This window comes from Dysosmobacter sp. (assembly GCF_034093755.1).
In the GTDB taxonomy this organism is placed as follows: Bacteria; Bacillota; Clostridia; order Oscillospirales; family Oscillospiraceae; genus Oscillibacter.
In genome coordinates this window covers 52,659-73,124 of sequence record NZ_JAXEBZ010000038.1, presented here as the reverse complement: position 1 = coordinate 73,124, position 20,466 = coordinate 52,659, and the positions used below count along the sequence as shown (strand labels likewise).

The following is a 20,466-nucleotide window of genomic DNA, read 5'->3' as shown; positions in this document are numbered from 1 at the left end:
GGACCGTGCACGGCCCGTTTTCTTTGGGCAAGACCCAAAGAAAATGGGGGAAACAGGCGAAGCGCCGCCAGCGGCGGAAACAGCGAGCCTGTTTCGAGGAAGCGGCACGATTGGCGGCCCCAACGGGGCCGGGAATCGTATCGCCGCGACGGTGGTTTGCAAAGCCGTGACCTTCGTCACATTCCCGCGCCGAAACCGGCGCAATTTCCCACGCCGAAAGCGGCGGATTACCGCAGAATAATGCTGTCCCGCTCGGGCCCCACAGACACGTATCCAATGGGGCAGCCGATGGCCTTTTCCACCAGCTCCACATAGTCCCGGGCCTCCTGAGGCAGGTCCTCCCACTTCCGGACGCCGGAGATGTCGCACTTCCAGCCGGGGACATACTCCATCACCGGCCTGGCGTCCGCCAGCAGGGCGGGGAAGGGGAACACGTCGGTCTGCTTGCCGTCCAGCTCATAGTGGGCGCAGATGGGAATCTGATCCATATAGCTCAGCACGTCCAGCTTGGTGAGAGCGATGGTGGTGGCGCCCTGGCACTCCACACCGTAGCGGGTGGCCACCAGGTCGATGGGGCCTACCCGGCGGGGCCGGCCGGTCTTGGCGCCGTACTCGCCGCCGGCCTCCCGCAGCTGCTCCGCCTCGGTGCCGAACCACTCGCAGGTGAAGGGGCCCTCGCCTACGCAGGAGGAGTAGGCCTTCACCACGCCCACAATCCGGTCCAGCTTCGCGGAGGGCAGGCCGGAGCCCACGGGGGCGTAGGCGGCGATGGGATTGGAAGAGGTGGTGTAGGGGTAGATGCCGTAGTCCAGATCCCGCAGGGAGCCCAGCTGGGCCTCAAACAGGATGCTCTTGCCCTCGTCCTGGGCCCGGCGCAGGAACAGGCCGCTGTCGCACACGTAGGGACGGATCTTCTCGCCGTAGTCGGCGAACCAGTCCAGCATCTCCTCCATGGTGTAGCCCTTGGCGCCGTAGACCTTCTGCAGAATCAGGTTCTTCCACTCCAGCAGGTCCGCCAGGTGGGACTTCAGGTGCTGGGGATACAGCAGCTCGCCGGCCTGGATGGTCTTTTTCTGGAACTTGTCGGAGTAGAAGGGGGCGATGCCCTGCTTGGTGGAGCCGTACTTCTTGTCCGCCAGACGGGCCTCCTCCAGGGCGTCCAGCTCCCGGTGCCAGGGCAGCACCAGAGAGGCGCGGTCGCTGATCTTCAGGTTCTCCGGCGTGATGGCCACGCCCTTGGCGCGGATCTGCTCCATCTCCTGCCACAGGTTCTCCGGGTCCACGGCCACGCCGTTGCCCAGCACGTTCACCACGCCGTCGCGGAAGATGCCGGAGGGCAGCAGGTGCAGGGCAAACTTGCCGTATTCATTGATGACGGTGTGGCCGGCGTTGCCGCCGCCCTGATACCGCACCACCACATCGTAGTCCCGGGTCAGCAGGTCCACCATGCGGCCCTTTCCCTCGTCGCCCCAGTTGATGCCAACGATCGCGCAATTCGACATAAAATTAACCTCCTGAGCAGGACGGAACGCCGTCCCGGCGGGACGGGGGAGGCCCTGCGTATAAAGTTTGCGGCGTCAGAAAACCGCGGATTTCACCCAACTGAAATATTATAGCGGCGTTTTCGCTATCAGTAAAGTATAAATTTGAAATACTTAATATTAAACTGCCTAATCTTAAAAATTTCCGGCATCAACCGGCGGGGAAATGACTTCCCAAACCCGCCGGGGCATGATATACTGACGGAGTAAATTCGTCCCCGGCGGCAGTCCCGCGGGAACCATACACATAGAGAAGGAGTCGGAGCGCAAGATGGGAATTGGATTCGACAATCAAAAGTATCTGGATACCCAGTCGGAGCAGATCCGCAGACGCATCTCCCAGTTTGGCGGCAAGCTGTATCTGGAGTTCGGCGGCAAGCTGTTTGACGACTACCACGCCTCCCGGGTGCTGCCGGGGTTTGAGCCGGACAGCAAGATGCGGATGCTGCTGAAAATGAAGGACGACGTGGAGATCGTCGTGGCCATCAACGCCGGGGACATTGAGAAGAACAAGGTCCGTGGCGATCTGGGCATTCCCTACGATGAGGACGTGCTGCGGCTGATCGATGTGTTCCGGGGCCTGGGACTGTACGTGGGCAGCGTGGTGCTGACCCGCTACACCGGCCAGGCGGCGGCGGACGCCTTCCGCCAGCGGCTGGCGGCCCTGGGGGTCCGGTGCTACCGCCACTATCCCATCGCCGGCTACCCCTCCGACGTGGCCCACATCGTCAGCGACGAGGGCCTGGGGAAAAACGACTATATCGAGACCAGCCGCTCTCTGGTGGTGGTGACGGCTCCCGGCCCCGGCAGCGGCAAGATGGCCACCTGCCTCAGCCAGCTGTACCACGATGACAAGCGGGGCATCTCCGCCGGCTACGCCAAGTTTGAGACGTTCCCCATCTGGAACCTGCCCCTGAAGCACCCGGTGAACCTGGCCTACGAGGCGGCCACGGCGGACCTGAACGACGTGAACATGATCGACCCCTTCCACCTGGAGGCCTACGGCACCACCGCCGTCAACTACAACCGGGACGTGGAGATCTTCCCGGTGCTCAACGCCATTTTCGAGAAGATTCAGGGGAAATCCCCCTACAAGTCCCCCACGGACATGGGCGTCAACATGGCGGGCTACTGCATTGTGGATGACGAAGTCTGCTGCAACGCCTCCCGCATGGAGATTCTGCGGCGGTACTACACCGCCTGCGGCGACCGGCTCAGCGGCAAGGCCGGGGACGAGCCGGTGCGGAAGCTGGAGCTGGTGATGCGCCAGGCCAATGTGACGCCGGACATCTGCCCGGCGGTGGCGGCCTCCCTGGAGAAGGCGGAGGCCACCGGCGGCCCCGCCGGCGCCATCGTCCTGCCGGACGGCCGGGTGGTCACCGGCAAGACCTCCGACACCCTGGGGGCGGCGTCGGCCATGCTGCTCAACGCCCTGAAGGCCCTGGGCGGCATCAATGACTCCCTGGAGCTGATCTCCGCCCAGGTGCTGGAGCCGGTGTGCCGGCTCAAGACCTCCTATCTGGGCCACAAGAACCCCCGGCTCCACACCGACGAGGTGCTGATGGCCCTGGCCATCTCCGCCCTCACCAATCCCCTGGCGGAGCTGGCCCAGCAGCAGCTGCCTCGGCTCCGGGGCTGCGACGCCCACATCACCGTCATGCTCTCGGAGGTGGACCGCAGCATCCTGAAGCGGCTGGGCATCAACGTCAGCTGCGAGCCGAGGTACGAGACCAAGAAGCTGTACCACAAGTAATCCCGCCCCCGATTCCACAAAGAGAGGGAGAGAACCATGAAGAAAGAAACCGCCGCTCACGCCAGCCCCTACGTGTTTGAAGGACGCATCCCCCTGAAGCACGCCATCCCCCTGGGCATCCAGCACGTGCTGGCCATGTTCGTGGGCAACCTGACGCCCCTGATCATCATCTGCGGCGCCTGCGGCATCACCTCCGAAAACCCGGCGCTGTACGTGACGCTGCTGCAGAACGCCATGCTGGTGGCGGGCCTGGTGACGCTGGTGCAGCTGTATTCCATCGGCCCCATCGGCGGCAAGGTGCCCATCATCATGGGCACCAGCTCCGGCTTTCTGGGGGTGATGAAGAGCGTGGCCGCCTCCATGGGCGGCGGCGTCATCGCCTACGGCGCCATTCTGGGCGCCTCCATTGTGGGCGGTTTGCTGGAAACCGTGCTGGGCTTTTTCATCAAGCCCCTGCGGAAGCTCTTTCCCCCGGTGGTCACCGGCACGGTGGTGCTGGCCATCGGCCTGAGCCTCATCTCCGTGGGCGTCAACTCCTTCGCCGGCGGCTCCGGCGCCAAAGATTTCGGCTCTCTGGAGAATTTGGCGGTGGCCGCGGCGGTGCTGGTGGTCATCGTGGTGCTCAAGCACTTCACCAAGGGCATTACCTCCACCTCCTCCATCCTCTTCGGCATCATTTTCGGCTATCTCCTCTGCGCCGTCATGGGCATGTGCCTGCCCCACACCGCCGTCACCGCCGAGGGCGTGGAGTACACCAAGGCCTGGGTGCTGAACTGGGGCAAGATCGCCGACGCCGCCTGGTTCTCCGTGCCGGCGCTGCTGCCGGTGAAGCCCACCTTTGAGGCGGCGGCCATCGTTCCCGTGTGCATCATGTTCATCGTCACCGCCGTGGAGACCGTGGGCGACACCTCCGGCTGCATCGAGGGCGGCATGGGCCGGGAGGCCACGGACACGGAGCTGTCCGGCGCCGTCACCTGCGACGGCCTGGGCTCCTCCTTCGCGGCGCTGTTCGGCGTCCTGCCCAACACCTCCTTCTCCCAGAACGTGGGCCTGGTGACCATGACCAGGGTGGTGAACCGCTTCGCCCTGGCGGTGGGCGCCGTGTTCCTGGTGCTGTGCGGCCTGAGCCCCAAGCTGGCCGCCGTGGTGTCCATCATGCCCCAGAGCGTTCTGGGCGGCGCCGCCGTCATGATGTTCTCCTCCATCGCCATCTCCGGCATCCAGCTGATCACCAAGTACGGCGTCACCAGCCGCATCATCACCATCGTCTCCGTGTCCCTGGGCGTGGGCTACGGCCTGGGCGTCACCTCCGGCGCCATCGCGGGCCTGGGCTCCGCCATCAACCTGGTGTTCGGCGGCGGCGGCATCGTGCCCGCGGCGCTGCTGGCCATTGTGCTGAACGTGCTGATTCCCAAGGGAAAGGAAGACCTGGCCGCCGAGGAGGCCGCCGCCCATCTGGAGGCCCTGAAGGCCCGGAAGCTGGCGGAACAGGAATAAGCTCATAAGAGCAGAGGGCGGCGGAGCTGCCCTCTGTTTTGGAAAGGACAGAATATATGGATTCCATCATCACCCAACTGGCAAAGGAACTGAACAAGGACGCCGCCCATGTGGAAAACGTGGTGCGTCTGCTGGACGAGGGGAACACCATCCCCTTCATCGCCCGCTACCGCAAGGAGCTGCACGGGGCCATGGACGATACCGCCCTGCGGACTCTGGAGGAGCGGCTGGCCTATCTCCGTGGCCTGCAGGAGCGGCGGGAGACCGTCCGGGCCGCCATCGAGGCCCAGGGCAAGCTGACGGAGGAGCTGTCCGCCGCCATTGACGCTGCCGCCACGTTGGCGGAGGTGGAGGACCTGTACCGCCCCTATAAGCTGAAGCGCCGCACCCGGGCCACTATCGCCCGGGAGAAGGGTCTGGCCCCTCTGGCGGAGCTGCTGCTCTCCCAGGGCCGGGACTGCCCGGACCCCCTCACCGCCGCCGCGGACTACGTGGACCCGGAAAAGGGCGTGGACACGGCGGAGGACGCCCTGGCCGGCGCGTCGGACATCGCGGCGGAGACTATCAGCGACGACGCGGAGCTGCGCAAGGCCCTCCGGGCGCTGGTGATGAGCCAGGGTATGCTGCGCTCCGCCGCCGCCACGGAGGAGGACACGGTGTACCGCCTGTACTATGACTTCGCCCAGCCGGTGCGGAAGCTCCAGGGCCATCAGGTGCTGGCGGTGAACCGGGGAGAGAAGGAGGAGAAGCTGAAGGTCTCCGTGGAGCTGGACCGGGAGCTGGCCCTCCAGACGGTGCGCCGCCGGGTGGTGGTGCCCGGCAGCGCCGCCATGGCCTTTGTGAAGGCCGCGGCGGAGGACGCCTATGACCGCCTGATTTTCCCCTCCCTGGAGCGGGAGGTGCGCTCTGCCCTGACGGAGAAGGCCGACGAGGGGGCCATCGGCCAGTTCGCCCTGAACCTGAAACCCCTGCTGATGCAGCCGCCGGTGAAGGGCAAGGTCACCATGGGCCTGGACCCCGGCTACCGCATGGGCTGCAAGGTGGCGGTAGTGGACGGCACCGGCAAGGTGCTGGACACCGCGGTGGTGTACCCCACCTACGGGGAGCGGCAGAAGCAGGAGGCTATCGCCGCCCTGGCACGGCTGATCCGGAAGCACAGCGTGGAGCACATCGCCATCGGCAACGGCACCGCCAGCCGGGAGACGGAGCAGATGGCGGTGGAGCTGATCCGCCGGGTGGCCGACGAGGGCCGCACCGTCCGCTATATGATCGTCTCCGAGGCGGGGGCCTCGGTGTACTCCGCCTCCAAGCTGGCGGCGGAGGAGTTCCCCCAGTTCGACGTGAACCTCCGCTCCGCCGTGTCCATCGCCCGGCGGCTGCAGGACCCCCTGGCGGAGCTGGTGAAGATCGAACCGAAAGCCATCGGCGTGGGCCAGTACCAGCACGATATGCCCCCCAAACAGCTGGACGAGGCCCTCTCCGGCGTGGTGGAGGACTGCGTCAATGCCGTGGGCGTGGACGTGAACACCGCGTCCCCCTCCCTGCTGACCTACGTGGCGGGCCTCAACGGCACCACCGCGAAAAACCTGGTGAAATACCGGGAGGAGAATGGCCCCTTCACCTCCCGGAAGCAGGTGCTGAAGGTCCCCAAGCTGGGGCCGAAGGCCTTTGAGCAATGCGCCGGCTTCCTGCGGGTGCCGGAGAGCAAAAGCGTGCTGGACAACACCGCCGTCCACCCGGAGAGCTATGGCGCGGCGGAGAAGCTGCTCTCCCTCACCGGCCACACCCTGACGGACGTGGCGGCGGGGAAGCTGGGGGATCTGCCCGGCGCGGTGCAGGCTTACGGCTGGGCCAAGGCGGCGGCGGAGTGCGGCGTGGGCGAACCGACGCTGCGGGACATCGCGGCGGAGCTGATGAAGCCCGGCCGGGATGTGCGGGATGACCTGCCCAAGCCCATCCTCCGCACCGACGTGCTGGAGATGAAAGACCTGAAGCCCGGCATGGTCCTCACCGGCACGGTGCGCAACGTCATTGACTTCGGCGTGTTCGTGGACATCGGCGTCCATCAGGACGGCCTGGTCCACATCTCCCAGGTGGCGAACCGGTACCTGAAGCACCCGTCGGAGGCGGTGTCCGTGGGGGACGTGGTGAAGGTGAAGGTGCTGGAAGTGGACGAGAAGAAAAAGCGGATTTCCCTGTCCATGCGGCAGGTGAAGGAGGAATGACGCCATGGTCCTTTCCATCGACGAGGTCAATGACATTCTGGACGATTTTGCCGACGCCATCCCGGAGGTGCTGTTCGAGGGCCTCAACGGCGGGGTGAACCTGCTGGAGGAGGCGGTGCCGGACCCGGAGTTCCCGGAGGGGGAGATGTATATCCTGGGGGAGTATATGGATGACCTGCTGGGCAACTACATCAACCTCTATTACGGCTCCTTCGCCGCCCTGGCGGAGCGGGAGCACTGGGACCGGGCCGCCTGGGAGCAGGAGCTGCGGACCACCCTGTCCCACGAGCTGACCCACCACATGGAGCTGCGCAGCGGCCTCCACGCCCTGGATGACCGGGACGAGGCGGAGCTGGAGGAGTTCCGCCGGGAATACGGACTGAATTGAGAAGAAGGCCGCGGCGCTGGGCGCCGCGGCCTTCTTTATCGGTCCGTGTCGATGAGGTTGCTGACGTAGGGCGTCTCCCCGGACAGCACGGCGTCATAAAACGCCTGCTTCCGGTCAATGTAGTCCATGCACGATTGCACCTGCCGCTGCCGCTCCAGCAGGGCCTCCCGCTTTTCCGCCAGAATTGCCTTGCGCCGGGAAATGCTTTCCTCTCCCATCAGGCACAGCGCCAGATACTCCTTCATCTCCGCCAGGCTCATGCCGCAGCTTTTCAGACACTGGAGGCTTTGGGTCCAGGCGACGTCCCGGTCGTCAAACACCCGGCGGTTCATGGCGTCCCGCTTCACGTTGGGGATCAGCCCCTGGTTGCAGTAGAATTTCAGGGTTTCGTAGGGCAGTCCCGTCTTTTCGCAGGCCTGCTTCATGGTGTACAACACGCCCATCTCCCAAAAAACAAAAAAAGTGCTTGACCGGTAGTTACTACCGGCTGCTATGCTCAGGATACCACGGCGAAACTACCATTGCAAGGAGGAAACAGAATGAAATCTGTGGTTTTGAGCAACGGCGTGTCCATGCCCCGGCTGGGGTACGGCGTCTATCAGGTGACGAAGGCGGAGTGCGAGGAGTGCGTGCTGGAGGCGCTGGCCGCTGGCTACCGGCTCATTGACACCGCCCAGTCCTACTTCAATGAGGAGGTGGTGGGCAGCGCCATCCGGAAGAGCGGCGTTCCCCGGCAGGAGATCTTCCTCACCACCAAGGTCTGCCTTGAGCACTACGGCTATGAGGCCTGCAAAGCGTCCGTTGAAGCGTCCCTGCGGAAGCTGAAAACGGATTATCTGGATTTGCTGCTGCTCCACCAGCCCTTTTCCGACTGCTACGGCGCCTGGCGAGCGCTGGAGGAGGCCTATGAGGCGGGAAAGGTCCGGGCCATCGGCATCTCCAACTTCTACCCGGACCGGATGGTGGACCTGGCCACCTTCGCCCGCATCCGCCCCATGGTGAACCAGGTGGAGGTCCACCCCTATCACCAGCAGCAGGAGGCGAAGCGGTGGAATGACAAATACGGCCTGCAGACGGAGGCCTGGGCACTCTTCGGCGAGGGGCGGGGCGGCGTGTTCACGGACCCGGTGCTGCTGGAACTGGGGGAGAAGTACGGCAAAACCGCCGCTCAGGTGATCCTCCGGTGGCATCTGCAGCGGGGGGTGGTGGCCATTCCCAAGTCGGTGCATCGGGAGCGGATGGAGGAGAACCTGGACGTGTTTGACTTCACCCTGTCCGGAGAGGACCTGGCCCGCATCGCCGCCCTGGACCGGGGCCGGAGCGCCTTCTTCTCCCACACGGACCCCAATATGGTGGAGTGGTTCGGAAGAATGGTGGAGGAGCGGCGGGAACGGCAGGACGCCGCCGGCGAGACGAAAAACCGGTGACAGCAAAGGCCCCGATGCATCGCATCGGGGCCTGTCCTTTACCACGGATGGAACCGGCGGGAGGTCTCCTCGCTCATGGCGAAGTAGCGGTAGTCGGGGAACACCCCCAGGCTGTCGCCCCAGGTGGTGTCAATGTGGTACTCGGTGCCGTCCAGCTCCGCCACGGTCCAGATGTGGCTGTCGTTGGACAATGCCCGGCACCGGATGCCCTCCAGCTTCAGCAGCAGGTTGTAGGCGCCGGTGTAGCCGTCGCACACGGCCTTGCCCCGGCTGAACAGGGAGTAGGCGATGTGGCTCAGGGACTCGCTGCCGGCGTCATAGTCATAGGCGCAGGCCCGGCAGATCCAATCAAAGTACACCGCCGCTTTCTCGTAGTCCGTCATGGCGGCGGTGATGGTGCCGTCGGCCCACAGCTGGTCATGGACGGCGATGGCGGCGTCCAGGGTGTACTCCCGGTAGGCGGCGGTCTCCTCCGCCGAGCAGTTCAGGGCGGAGAAGGCCAGCATGATGGCGCCGGTGTTGGGGTCGAAGGTGCAGTTGACGGTGTTGTAGCTCTGCTCGCAGCAGCTTTTCGCCGCCGCCAGCGCCTGCTGCATGATCTCCCTGGCCCGGTCGGAGGTGAGGGAGCCGTATTTCAGATACAGGGTGGACTCGTTGCGGGAGAGCATGTGGGCCACCGCCATCTCCACCTCTTCCCGGGTGGCGGGGGCGGTGACGGCCCGGGTCTCCCGGAGAATCAGGTCGCCGTAGGTGGTGCCGGCGGCGGAGAGGTCGGCGGCCACATCCCAGCTGAGGGAAATCCGCAGTCCGGGGTCCACCATCCGGGTCAGCATGGCCGCCAGGGCGCCCCGGGTGATGGGGGCGTCGGGATAGAAGGTGCCGAAGCCGTCGCTGCCCTGGGTGACGCCGCAGCGGTACAGGGTGAGAATGTCCTCCAGCCAGGCCGTGCCGTCATGCAGGTCCGGCAGGAAGCTGGGGGCGGACCGGGCCAGGTCCACCACGCCGGCGTTGACGGCGGGCAGCGCCTCCTCCGGCAGGATGCCCGCCAGAATGTGGGCCACCGTGCCCCGGGTGGCCACGGTGCCGTACAGGCCCTCCAGCTCGTCGCCGAGGATTCCCAGGGACCGGAGATACCGGTCATAAGGCTCGTAGGCGGCCTGTCCCGGGGCGCGGAAATCGTCGGCGCCGGTCTCCGGGTCGCCGTGGTCATACAGGCTGCGGATGCGCCCGGCGAAGATCACCGCCTGGTTGACGGTGACGGAGTCCGCCAGGCCGAAGGTGCCGTCCCCCTTGCCCACGGACAGACCGTACTCATACAGGGCGGAGACGTTGTCATAGAACACGGAGGCGGCGGGCAGGTCGGAAAACTGGCCGCTGTACTGCCGGGTCCGGACGAAGTTTCCGGTGCCGCCCACGGCGGCGGCGGAGACGGTCAGCAGCAGCGCCAGCAGCAGCGACAGTGCGGGAATGCGCTTTTTCATGGCGGTCCTCCTTGTTGAGTGGGTGGCGGAAAGGGTCAGGAGACCAGGTTCAGGTCATCGGCGGCGCGGTCCGTCTCGTAGGGGTTCAGGGCCTCGTTTACCAGCGAGAGCACCGCCTCGCCGTCCAGCAGGTACAGCGAGCGCTTGTCGCTCCAGGCGCCGGGCAGAGTCTCAAAGGAGAGATTGTCCAGCCCCATGCGGACGGCCTGCTCTCCCAGCCACGCCAGCTCTCCCAGCTCCAGGTCCGTGTCCACGTGGTCCGTGAAGATGCGGACGTAGTCGCCGATTTTGCCGGGGTTGGCCAGCATTTTCTTGGCCACCGTCTTCAGAAACGCCTGCTGGGTGGCGATGCGGCCGATGTCCTGGGTGCCGTAGCCGGTGCCGTCGTTGTTCTGGCGGAAGCGCACCACCTTCAGGGCGTCGGCGCCGCCCAGGTGCTGCATCCCCGCCTGGAAGTGGATGGACAGGTCCTGCAGGGGGTCGTCATAGTCCATGTCGATGGGCACGTTGAAGTCCACGCCGTCAATGGCGTCCACCAGAGCCTCGAAGCCCCGCAGGTTCACCTGCACCGTGAAGTCCACCGGGATGCCCAGGGTGTCCTCCAGGGTGTCGGCCAGAACCTCGATGCCGAATTTGGAGGAGTAGTTTACCTTCCGGGCCTTGCCCTGGTACCACACGCCGGTGTCCCGGGGAATGCTGACGCCCCGAATGGAGCCGCCGTCGGCGTCAAAGCCGATGAGGATGTTGGTGTCGCTGCCGCCGTTGCCGTCATCCACGCCGGAGAGCAGAATGGTGTAAAAGCCGTCCTTGCGCTGCAGGGTGCTGACGGGGGTCTCCGAGGAGGCGCTGTCCTGACCCTGGGCCGGAAGGGCGGAGGCGGCGGGGGAGGGCGTGTCCGGAGCGGGCTTGCGGACCAGCAGGCGGTAGGCACCCACCAGCACCACGGCCACCAGCAGAAGAAATGCCAGTACCAGCAAAAACGTGCGGGACCAGCTGCGCCGGCGGTGGCGGCGATGGGTGTGACGGGGAGGGGTCTGAGTCTGAGGCATGGCGGTTCTCCTGTCTGAAAGGCGGCCGGGGCCGCCGGATGGTGAATTGGGGAAACAGTTTTTTCATTATAGGCTCCCGCCGGAAAAAGTACAAGGGAAAAAAGGTTACAGATTGGTGACCGGAAAAACAGCCGCCCGAAGGCGGCTGTCAGGCTGTCGGAAAAGTCTATGGACTTTTCCGACAGCCTGACCAATGTCTCGTGTCTCGGTTTTCGGACCGCTTGCGGTCCGAAAATCTGCCGCTGCGCGGCGCAAACGCCTGCTGACACAGGCTTTTGCAGACATTTGATCTGATTCGAGGCGGGCTTTGCCCCCTCGAGTTCCCCCCTGCTTTTTAAAAGCAGTTCCTGCAAACGCAGTTTCTTCGACACGCTGACAGCCGCCCGAAGGCGGCTGTCTCAGTGCTCTTCCCGGTCCTCCAGATCCAGCACCACCCGCTCCAGCAGGGTCTTGATGTCCGCCAGCGTCTGGTTCTGGTAGGACAGGGCGGCGCGGATATAGTGGAGGGCGGCGTCCTCCCGCCCGGCGGGCAGGGCGGCATGGGGCCACCGGCGCATCACCGGCTCCTCCGGCGTCTCCCGCCGGGGAGCCGGATTGGGCGCTCCGGCCTCCGCCCCGGGAATGGGCCGCTGGCGGCGGTCGCTCCGGTCCGGCATGGCGCCCCTCCCCGTCACTGGCCCCGGTACTTCCGGCGGGTGGCGATGCCGCCCCGGATGTGCCGCTGGGCCTTGTTGATCTCCAGCACCTCCTTGACCTGCAGGTACAGCCGCCGGTTGAATTGGGGCAGCCGCTCGGAGATGTCTTTATGTACGGTGCTTTTGCTGATGCCGAATTTCTGCGCGGCGGCGCGGACCGTGGTCCTGTTTTCGATGATGTACTGAGCCAGGCGTTCCGCCCGCTCCTCCATATTTTCCTTCAACACACAACACTCCCCGCCTCTTGTTGGTCCAGTGTATGTGGCCGGGGGACGGGATATGTGTGAAAAACGGGAAAAACCGCCGCCTCAGCGGTACAAACGGGGCTCAGGCCCCCTGCAGGGCTGTCTCAAAGCGTCGCAGCTGCTCCGGCGCGGCGGAAAAGGCCTGCCGCACCCGCTGGCCGATCTCCTCCGCCACCGCCTGCTCGTAGCTGCTCTCCAGCCGGGCGGCGGCAGACCGGGCCTCCCGCAGGAAGCGGCCCGCCTGCTCCGCCTCGCCCCGGCGGCAGGCGGCCAGGGCGGAATAGGCGTAGGTGACGCCCCGGTACCACAGCAGGTTGAACTGGCCGCACAGCTCCCGGCCGCGGGCCAGCATGGCCTCCGCCCGGTGGGTCTCCCGGGGCTCCGGCCGGTCCAGCAGGCACCGGGCGTAAAAGGTGTAGAACACGGCGATGCCGCCGCTGGCCCGGCTGTTTTCACACAGGGCGATGGCCTGGCGGTACAGGGTTTCGGCGCTGTCCGGGTCTCCCTGGAGCCGCAGGGCCTCTCCCATCCAGGCCTGGCAGGCCCCCAGGGAGTAGGCGTAGACGTCGGCGTTGTCGAAGGACAAAAACAGCTCCGCCGCGCTGCTCAGCCGCTGGTACGCCTCGCCGTAATCGCCGGCGATGACCTCGCAGACGCCCTGGAGCCGCATCCAGGTGGCCCGGGTTTCCGGGTCCTCCACCTGGGATAGCAGCGCCCGGGACTCCCGGATGGTGACCCGCAGCCGGGGAATGTCGTTGCGGTCCATGTACAGGGCCGCCAGGAAGTGGTTGGCTTTCAGCAGGTACTTCCGCCACTCCGGCGTATTCTGGGGGGTGCTGAGCCGCCGCAGTGTCTCTACATAGGCGAAGGCCTTGGGGTAGTCCGCCTGGTGGACGTAGTGCTGGGCCTGGAGGGTGTAGAACTCCAGCACGGCTCCCTGGGCCTCCGGCTGGCGGAACACCTGGGGATTGTCCCGGATCTTCTGCTCCACGGCGTTCAGGTAGTGCTCCAGACTGCCCAGCTCCAGCACCGCGACACCCCGCTCCTCCTCCCGGAACACCAGCGGCGGCCGGGCCTCCTGCACCAGGGGGAAGAACTCCTGGGACATGTTGAGATACCCCACGATGTTCCGCAGCACGTACTGCAGGTATTTCAGCAGCTGGCCGCTGCGCTCCAGATGGTAGATCAGCCGGGAGTAGTCGTAAAGGGCCGCGTCATCCTCCGGCACCCGGGCTTCCAGACAGGCTGCCACCTTGCCGTGGAGCAGCCGCCGCCGGATGGAGGAGATGTGGTCATAGGTGAACTCCAGAATCTTCTGGTGGACGAACCGGAACACCACCCGGCCGCCGGCACCGTCCTCCCGCAGCAGCTGCCGGTCCAGCAGCTGCTCCAGCGTCTCCGACAGGGCGTAGTCATCCTGCTGGGAGACGGCGGCCAGCAGCTCAAAGTCGGCGCCGTCGGGGGTGATGGAGATCAGCTCCAGCAGCCGGGCGCTCTCCGGGGGCAGACTGTCGATGCGCTGGCGGATGATGTCGGTGAGCCGGGGGCTCAGCCCGGCCATGCCGCCGCCGAAGCGGATGCCGTTGAGGCATTCCGCGAGGAACAGGGGGTTGCCGTCGGACTCCCGGTAGAGCCTGCGGGCGAAGGCCTCGTCCACGGGCCGGTCCGGCAGAAGGGTCTGGGCGAAGGCCAGGGTCTGGTCATATGTGAAGGGCAGGAGATCGTGCTCCCGCAGCAGCCCGGACAGCTTCAGGGAGCGGACCAGACTGTCCGCCTCCGCCGCCGGCTCGCTGCGGCAGGTCAGAAGGAAGAGAATGGTGCGGTTTTTGTCCAGGGTCAGGATGTTGTGAATCAGGGCCAGACTGGCGGAGTCCGCCCACTGGAGGTCATCAATGGCCACCAGCAGCCGCCGCCTGCGGCAGCAGGACAGCAGCGCCTCAATGAGGCCGGTGGTCTCCTGGCCCACCAGGGAGTTGGCGGGCCGGGCGGTCTGGGGCAGCAGAATGGACATGGCCCGGCGCAGCTGCTCCGTGGAGGAGGCGTCCTCCTCGCCGCTGAGCAGCTGGTTGAGAATATCGTAGTAGACCTTCAGGGGGACGGCGGTTTCGGCGCTGTAGCAGCGGACGGAAATCACCCGGCCGCCGGCGGCGTCGGCGCGGCGCAGCACCTGCTCCAGCAGGAAGCTCTTGCCCACGCCCATCTCGCCGCGGATCAGCAGGCTGGAGGCGGGCAGCCCCCGGAAAAAGCCGTTGAGGGCGTCCGGGATGGCCTGCAGCTCCTCCTCCCGGCCGTAGACGAACTCCGCTCCCCGCTCCCGCAGGGGGCGGCCCAGGGGCAGGTTGGACAGCGTCGCCCGCCGCAGCTCCCGGATGTCCCGGGCGGTCTGCTCCGTCTCCTCCTCCGGCTCCTGAAACAGGTCCTCCGCCAGCAGCCGGCGCAGCTGCTGGTAGACATCCAGCGCCGCGACGTAGTCCTGCTTCCGGCTGAGGCACAGCATCAGGTAGCGGTAGCCGAACTCGTCGTACTCGTTGGCGGCAATCAGCTCCCGGCACAGCTGCCGGCAGCGCTCCGTGTCTCCCCGGCCCCAGGCGTCCTCCACGGCGGCCTTGGCCCGGGCGCAGTAGGATTCCCGGATGGTCTGGGCCATGGAGGCGGACCAGTCGTCGAACACGTCGCTGCCCTTTAGATGGAAGCCGCTGAGAAACTCGCCGCCGTCCGCCAGCTCCGTGCCGGGGCGGAGATACACCGCCGCGTCCACCTGAATGCCGCAGTCCGGGTTCAGGGCAAGGTGCTGCCGGGTAGGCTCCGTCAGCACGTCCCGGCCCAGCCGGTTCCGCACCACGCAGATGGCGTTGCGGAGGCTGGATTTGGCCTTGTCCTCCGGATAGCGGCCGCCCCACAGCAGGTCGCACAGCCGCTCCTTGGAAACGGACCCGCTGACCGCCAGATAGTACACCATGGCCTCCGCCTGCCGGAAGGGCAGCTTCACGGCCCGGCCGTCCAGCCGGATTTCCGGCGCGCCCAGGAGCTTGATGAAAATGTGCTGTTCTTCCATAAGACACCTCCGGAAAGCCTGTTGTCCTCTTTAAAAAATCTTACCATAAAAAGCGGCGGAGCGGAAGCGGGAAAAAGGCGCGTTCTCCGGGGAGAACGCGCCTGATGGGTGATCAGGGACCGCCGGGAGTGCCTGGCGGGGTGTCAGGTGAGGGACGCCAGAGCCTCCTCCAGCTCCCTGGACTCGATCCGGGGCTGCAGGCGGTGGAGGTAGTTCAGCGCCCAGCGGCAGTGCTCCGCCGGATCCGCGGGCCACAGCTCCGTCAGCTCCGGAACCTCCAGCCCCCGCTGCTCCAGCAGCCGGCGGATCTCCCAGCTCTGGTAGATGGTGATGCCCATCCACCAGGGAGAGGCCAGCCGCTGGCTCACCTCCATGGCCTCCCGGAGCCGCCCGGCGGCGGAGGCGTAATTGCCGTCCTCTGTGTCATACACCGCCAGATATGCCAGCATGATGGGGTAGCAGGAGTACTCGTGGGAGTCCCTGTAGATGCGCTCGGCGTGCTCAAACAGCGGCCGGGCGGTGGTCTTGTCCCCCTTCTGCCAGACAGTGACGCCGTAGTTGGTGTACAGCACCGCCACGCCGGGGTAGTAGTCCCGGCTGCGGTTGTAGAGGATGGCCTGATCGTAGTAGCGGCAGGCCTCCTCGTAGTTGCACTCCAGCCGGTAGGTCTCGGCGATGTAATAGTACGCACCGGCGATGTTGATGGTGTACTGCCCGTCTACGCCGGGGTCCAGGGCCTGGAAGGTGCGGATGGCCTCCCACAGCAGGGGACGGGCCTCCTCGTACTTTCCCTGCAGCAGGCACGTGGCTCCGGACAACCGCAGGTACACGCCCCGGTCCGGCGTCAGCTCCCGGTCGTCCAGCAGCGGCTCCACAATGGCCAGATGGGCCTCCATGGCGTCGGTGTCATAGGTCTGGATGCCGTAATAGACGATCTGCAGGTGGGCCTTCACCAGCATCTCCCGGCTGCCGGTGGCCTCGCAGCGGGCAATCATCCGGTCCAGGGTGGCCAGGCCCTCGTCATAATAGCCGTTGTGGATGCAGTAGCGGCTCTTGGCGTGGAGCAGATGCAGCTCCAGCCGGTCCAGCTCTCCGCCGTTGGCTCCGGAGCGCCGCAGGCCCTCCAGCTCCTTTTCCAGGGACTGGAAGTAATCCAGCAGCCCCTCCTCGTTGGGCACGGTGACGCCGGAGTCGGTGTTCAGGGTGGGCAGCAGCTCGCAGCACAGCCCCGTGAAGGCGTCCAGGGACAGCACGTGGTAGTGGAACACCTTGAAGCGGTCGCCGCCGGCGGTGTAGTGGTAAATCAACCGGTCATACAAAGAAGTGGGAATCTGACCGGCGTGCTTCGTCTCCAGATACTGGGCCACCCGCAGGTGCAGAATGCGGCGGGTGGACTCCGACTGCTGGCGGGTCAGAACCACCCGGATGTGGTCATGGGCCGGGGCGTAGCACAGCTCGTTGTCCCGGGTGGACTCGGAGATCAGCGCCCGCTGCTTCAGCTGGTCGCACAGGTACATCAGCTCCAGGGCGTTTTTGGTGAGGATGGAGGTGAGGGCGTCGATGGACACCCACTCCGTGAACACGGCGATCAGGTCCAGCACCTGCCGCTGGTCGCTGCTGAGGTTGGACAGCCGGTAGCTGATCAGGGCCTCCGGGTCCTGGGGCAGGTCCATGGAGCCGCCCGGCTCCCGCATGGCGCTGACCAGCTGGGTCAGCAGCAGGGCGTTGCCGCCGGTGTACTGGTAGATCTGGTCCGCCCGGCCGGCGGCCTGCTCCTCTCCCAGGTAGTAGTTGAGAAACTGCACCGTCTCCGCCCGGTCAAACTGGCGCAGGGGGAACCGCTCCAGAATCTTGTCCCGCCGGGCGTTGTCAATCAGCTCCCGGACGTGGGGCGGCACAATGTCCCGGGCGGTGCACAGCACCGTCACGTTCAGGTTCCGCAGCCGCCGCAGAAACAGCCCCAGCATCTCGGCGCTGGGCTTGTCCATCCAGTGGATGTCCTCAAACACCAGCAGCACCGGCACCCGCTTGGCCACCAGCGACAGAATCAGCAGGGTGCTCTCCTGGGCCGCATGGGAGCTGGCCTGGCGGGAGAAGTCCCCGTTGGGGGCCACGTAGTCCTGCTCGGCATCCAGGGCGAAGCAGGGGAAGAGCCCGGCGGCGGTTTTGCGGCAGTTCTCCGGCACGGTCAGGTGCCGGGACTCCATCTCCGACACCAGCGTCAGCATGATGCCGTTCCACACGGAGTAGGCGGCGTTGGCTTCGGAGGGGTAGCAGGACCCCCGGCACACCAGCCAGTCGGAAAAGTCGTAGTGGTTCAGAATGTGGTCCAGAATGTAGGTCTTGCCCACGCCGGCCTCTCCCTCGATGAGGCCGCAGGAGAACTTCCGGTCCTCTGCCTGACCGTTGCACAGCGCCAGCAGCCGCCGAAGCACCGGCTCCTTGCCCACCAGCAGGTGGTGGGACTGCTCTTCAATCTTGTAGGTGGAGGTGTTCCACTCGTTGACAATGCGGTAGTACAGGGCGGTGGTCTCCTTCAGGGGGGAGATGCTGAACTCGGCGGACAGGTTCCTGCACAGGTCATGGTACAGCCCGATGGCCTTGCGGAACTTCTTCTGGGCGGCGTAGACCTCCATCAGCACCACCACGGCGGACTCCTCCAGGGGGTCGGCGGCAATGTAGTCCAGGCCGTACCGCTCCGCCCGGCGCAGGTCGCCGGCGCGGAAGGCCTCCTTCTCCTCCGCCAGCAGCCGCTTGAGATAGTGGGACTGCAGGCTGCTGCGCTGGTCCGTCAGCCACTCGTCAAAGGAACCGGCCCGGGGAATGCTGAAATCCCGCAGAAACTCCCCGCGGTAAAGGGACAGGTCGCCGCTGTCCAGAAAATCCGTCACGTCGCAGCGGATCTCCAGGTCCGGCCGCAGCTCCAGCACGGACCGCTGCCCGCCTACAAACAGGTCGCAGTCCAGCTCCTTGCGGATGGAGTAGACGGCGTGGCGCAGGTTTTTCAGCGCCGTGGAGGAATCCACGTCGGACCACAGCAGGCCGATCAGCTCACTGCGGGAAACCTTACGCCTGAGAATCAGGTAGTACAGCAGTCCCTCCGCTTTCTTGTAGGGCAGGGAGACGGCCTGACCGTCCATGGTGACGGAGGGGGAACCGAAAAACCGGGCAGTGAGAACAGGCATGGCGGGGCCTCCTTTCGGCGGCGCGGCGGGAGCCGGCACGCGGGCTTTATTAAATTACTATTGTAATATACTGCTTCGGGGAAAGCAATGGGAAAAATCGAAAAACGTTGAAAAATATCTTTCTCATCAACGAAAAACCGGGCACAGCCGGCGGCTGTACCCGGTAAGAGAGGAAAACAGGCTTCAGTGGGTGTCCGCCTGGCGGATGGCCGCGTCCAGACGGCCGTCGGCGATGAAGCGGTAGGCCTTTTCAATGTCGATGCTCAGGTTCCGGTCGGCGTCCAGGAAGGGCACCTCTTTGCGGAAGGCGTCGAACACGGGGCCGGTGACCCTGCCCAGAGCGGGCCTGCCCCGCAGGTCCACCGCCTGGGCGGCGTGGATCAGCTCGATGCCCATCATGTAGCGCAGGTTGTCCAGAATCTGCAGCACCTTGGAGGCGGCCAGAGGCAGGTTGCTGGCGTGGTCCTCGATGTTGCCGGCCACGGCCATGAAGTCCATGGAGCTGGGGTTGGCCAGCATCCGGTTCTCCGCGTCCAGGGAGGTGAAGGTCTTCTGAATGGCGCAGTAGGCGATGACCTTCACGTCCACGGGGGTCAGGAAGCGGCTCAGGCCGGTGAAGGCCGGGTCCGCCAGGTGGGTCAGCCGGTAGCAGATGGTTTTGGACAGGTGGGCCAGGGCGCTGGCCAGCATCTCCACCCCCAGAGACAGGGTGGTCGTCTCAAAGTTCTGGCTGACGGAGGTGGTGCCCTCGTCGGCGAAGATGCAGGGGTTGTCGTCGGTGGCGTTGATCTGCATCTCCATGTACTGCTTCACGAAGTTCAGCGCGTCCAGCACGGTGCCGCCGATGGCGCTGCCGCAGCGGAAGCTGAGGGGGTCCTGCAGCGCCCGCTTGGGGTCCGGCCGGCTGAGATAGCTGCCCTCCAGATACCGGCGGCAGTCGGCGGCCACCGTCTGCTGGCCCGGCAGGCCCCGCAGGGCGTTGACCTTCCGGCCCAGGGGCTGCAGTCCGCCGTTGAGGCCCTCCAGCCCCAGACAGAAGATGGCGTTGGACTCCCGCAGCAGCTGCTCCGTCTGGTAGATCACCAGCGCCACAATGGACTCGCCCTGGGCGTTGGAGGAGACGATGGAAAGGCCGTCCTTGGGCCCCATGACGGCAGGCTCCATGCCCTCGGCCCGCAGGGCCTGGATGGCGGGGACCGTCATGCCCCGGTACTCCACCACGCCCTCGCCGATCATGGTCTGGCCGATGAGGGACAGCGTGGAGATGTCCCCCTCGCCGATGGAGCCCCGGCGCAGCACCCGGGGATGGATGCCCCGGTTCAGGAACTCCTTGTACAGCGTGAGAATCTCCGCGGAGATGCCGGTGGAGCCGCAAAGGGCGGTGTTCAGCCGGATGCACATCATGGCCCGGACCTCCTCCACCGTGCAGAAGGGCTTCACGCTGAGGGAGTGGCTGTTGATGAGGTTGCGGTTGTACTGCTCAAAAAAGTCGGGGTCGAACTCCTTGTCCTTGTTCCAGCCCACGCCCCGGTTCAGCCCGTACACGGGATGGCCCTCGGCGGCCATGTCGAACAGCACCTGCCGGGCCTTCCGGGCCAGGTCCAGGGCTTCGGGGTCAATTTCCACCGGGCGGCGGTCATAGACCACCTGATGCAGCGTCTCCAGAGTCAGGTGTCTGCCGTCCAGAATCAGTGCTTCCATGGTGTTTTCCCTCACTTTCGCATAATTTACAAGCTTATCATACAGCCCCGGCGTCGAATTTTCGTGGAACCGGGGGATTGGGGCGGCGAAAACCGGGGAAAATAGGGCGGACGGCGGCGGAACATGAACAATGTGTGAATCTTTCCATAACTCGTTAAAAACTTTATATAAATTACTTGACAAAAGTTTAAGCCGGGTGCATGATACCAATCGAAAGAACCAAG

General features: G+C 65.4%; 15 protein-coding genes. 6 read left to right on the top strand and 9 right to left on the bottom strand.

Going from position 1 to position 20,466, the window contains the following annotated elements:
* Nucleotides 1-241, top strand: a 241-nt coding sequence (locus tag SOX55_RS05390) for a hypothetical protein (RefSeq protein WP_325286411.1), incomplete at its 5' end; no start/stop codon positions are given.
* On the opposite strand, the gene SOX55_RS05385 is transcribed toward SOX55_RS05390, so the two are convergent.
* Complete coding sequence (locus tag SOX55_RS05385; protein ID WP_325286410.1) at nucleotides 228-1,502, bottom strand: adenylosuccinate synthase; 1,275 nt, start codon at nucleotides 1,500-1,502, stop codon at nucleotides 228-230. The genes SOX55_RS05390 and SOX55_RS05385 overlap by 14 nt on opposite strands.
* Nucleotides 1,503-1,812: 310 nt before the next feature.
* On the opposite strand from SOX55_RS05385, the gene SOX55_RS05380 reads away from it, so the two are divergent.
* The 4 genes from SOX55_RS05380 to SOX55_RS05365 are packed head-to-tail and all read left to right on the top strand — an operon-like array spanning nucleotide 1,813 to nucleotide 7,404.
* Nucleotides 1,813-3,294: a DUF1846 domain-containing protein gene (locus tag SOX55_RS05380; protein WP_325286409.1), complete on the top strand. Its 1,482-nt coding sequence runs from the start codon at nucleotides 1,813-1,815 to the stop codon at nucleotides 3,292-3,294.
* A gap of 36 nt (nucleotides 3,295-3,330) precedes the next feature.
* Nucleotides 3,331-4,791 (top strand): uracil-xanthine permease family protein, encoded by a 1,461-nt coding sequence (locus SOX55_RS05375; protein WP_325286408.1) that lies wholly within the window; start codon nucleotides 3,331-3,333, stop codon nucleotides 4,789-4,791.
* A 56-nt stretch (nucleotides 4,792-4,847) separates the two neighbouring features.
* Nucleotides 4,848-7,016 carry a Tex family protein gene (locus tag SOX55_RS05370; protein WP_325286407.1) on the top strand — a complete coding sequence of 723 codons (2,169 nt, stop codon included), beginning with the start codon at nucleotides 4,848-4,850 and terminating at the stop codon, nucleotides 7,014-7,016.
* A 4-nt stretch (nucleotides 7,017-7,020) separates the two neighbouring features.
* On the top strand, nucleotides 7,021-7,404 hold the full coding sequence (locus SOX55_RS05365) for a metallopeptidase family protein (protein ID WP_325286406.1): 384 nt from the start codon (nucleotides 7,021-7,023) through the stop codon (nucleotides 7,402-7,404).
* 35 nt (nucleotides 7,405-7,439) lie between these two features.
* Here SOX55_RS05365 and SOX55_RS05360 read toward each other — a convergent pair whose 3' ends face one another.
* The gene (locus tag SOX55_RS05360) at nucleotides 7,440-7,829 is read right to left on the bottom strand and encodes a MerR family transcriptional regulator (RefSeq protein WP_325286414.1); all 390 of its coding nucleotides are present in this window, start codon (nucleotides 7,827-7,829) and stop codon (nucleotides 7,440-7,442) included.
* 114 nt (nucleotides 7,830-7,943) lie between these two features.
* Between SOX55_RS05360 and SOX55_RS05355 the strand changes: the two genes are divergently transcribed.
* The gene (locus tag SOX55_RS05355; RefSeq protein WP_325286405.1) at nucleotides 7,944-8,831 is read left to right on the top strand and encodes an aldo/keto reductase; all 888 of its coding nucleotides are present in this window, start codon (nucleotides 7,944-7,946) and stop codon (nucleotides 8,829-8,831) included.
* A 38-nt stretch (nucleotides 8,832-8,869) separates the two neighbouring features.
* Here SOX55_RS05355 and SOX55_RS05350 read toward each other — a convergent pair whose 3' ends face one another.
* From SOX55_RS05350 to SOX55_RS05320, 7 genes are all read right to left on the bottom strand, one after another.
* A complete protein-coding gene (locus SOX55_RS05350; protein WP_325286404.1) occupies nucleotides 8,870-10,312 on the bottom strand; it encodes an S-layer homology domain-containing protein in 1,443 nt (480 codons plus the stop codon).
* Nucleotides 10,313-10,347: 35 nt separating this feature from the next.
* Nucleotides 10,348-11,361: an LCP family protein gene (locus SOX55_RS05345; protein ID WP_325286403.1), complete on the bottom strand. Its 1,014-nt coding sequence runs from the start codon at nucleotides 11,359-11,361 to the stop codon at nucleotides 10,348-10,350.
* A gap of 398 nt (nucleotides 11,362-11,759) precedes the next feature.
* Nucleotides 11,760-12,017 (bottom strand): hypothetical protein, encoded by a 258-nt coding sequence (locus SOX55_RS05340; RefSeq protein WP_325286402.1) that lies wholly within the window; start codon nucleotides 12,015-12,017, stop codon nucleotides 11,760-11,762.
* A 14-nt stretch (nucleotides 12,018-12,031) separates the two neighbouring features.
* A complete protein-coding gene (gene spoIIID / locus SOX55_RS05335; protein ID WP_325286413.1) occupies nucleotides 12,032-12,280 on the bottom strand; it encodes a sporulation transcriptional regulator SpoIIID in 249 nt (82 codons plus the stop codon).
* Between the two features lie 103 nt (nucleotides 12,281-12,383).
* Entirely contained in the window at nucleotides 12,384-15,356 is a 2,973-nt protein-coding gene (locus tag SOX55_RS05330) for an AAA family ATPase (RefSeq protein ID WP_325286401.1), read from the bottom strand.
* Nucleotides 15,357-15,499: 143 nt separating this feature from the next.
* Nucleotides 15,500-18,541, bottom strand: coding sequence for an AAA family ATPase (locus SOX55_RS05325; RefSeq protein WP_325286400.1), 3,042 nt, complete (start codon nucleotides 18,539-18,541; stop codon nucleotides 15,500-15,502).
* Between the two features lie 183 nt (nucleotides 18,542-18,724).
* Entirely contained in the window at nucleotides 18,725-20,242 is a 1,518-nt protein-coding gene (locus SOX55_RS05320) for an HAL/PAL/TAL family ammonia-lyase (RefSeq protein ID WP_325286399.1), read from the bottom strand.
* Between the last annotated feature and the right edge of the window lie 224 nt (nucleotides 20,243-20,466).

Coding starts and splice junctions, on each gene's coding strand:
- SOX55_RS05345 (WP_325286403.1), bottom strand. CDS start 11,361: ATGCCTCAGACTCAGACCCCTCCCCGTCACACCCATCGCCGCCACCGC.
- SOX55_RS05355 (WP_325286405.1), top strand. CDS start 7,944: ATGAAATCTGTGGTTTTGAGCAACGGCGTGTCCATGCCCCGGCTGGGG.
- SOX55_RS05320 (WP_325286399.1), bottom strand. CDS start 20,242: ATGGAAGCACTGATTCTGGACGGCAGACACCTGACTCTGGAGACGCTG.
- SOX55_RS05380 (WP_325286409.1), top strand. CDS start 1,813: ATGGGAATTGGATTCGACAATCAAAAGTATCTGGATACCCAGTCGGAG.
- SOX55_RS05325 (WP_325286400.1), bottom strand. CDS start 18,541: ATGCCTGTTCTCACTGCCCGGTTTTTCGGTTCCCCCTCCGTCACCATG.
- SOX55_RS05330 (WP_325286401.1), bottom strand. CDS start 15,356: ATGGAAGAACAGCACATTTTCATCAAGCTCCTGGGCGCGCCGGAAATC.
- SOX55_RS05370 (WP_325286407.1), top strand. CDS start 4,848: ATGGATTCCATCATCACCCAACTGGCAAAGGAACTGAACAAGGACGCC.
- SOX55_RS05360 (WP_325286414.1), bottom strand. CDS start 7,829: ATGAAGCAGGCCTGCGAAAAGACGGGACTGCCCTACGAAACCCTGAAA.
- SOX55_RS05375 (WP_325286408.1), top strand. CDS start 3,331: ATGAAGAAAGAAACCGCCGCTCACGCCAGCCCCTACGTGTTTGAAGGA.
- SOX55_RS05340 (WP_325286402.1), bottom strand. CDS start 12,017: ATGCCGGACCGGAGCGACCGCCGCCAGCGGCCCATTCCCGGGGCGGAG.
- SOX55_RS05365 (WP_325286406.1), top strand. CDS start 7,021: ATGGTCCTTTCCATCGACGAGGTCAATGACATTCTGGACGATTTTGCC.
- SOX55_RS05385 (WP_325286410.1), bottom strand. CDS start 1,502: ATGTCGAATTGCGCGATCGTTGGCATCAACTGGGGCGACGAGGGAAAG.
- SOX55_RS05350 (WP_325286404.1), bottom strand. CDS start 10,312: ATGAAAAAGCGCATTCCCGCACTGTCGCTGCTGCTGGCGCTGCTGCTG.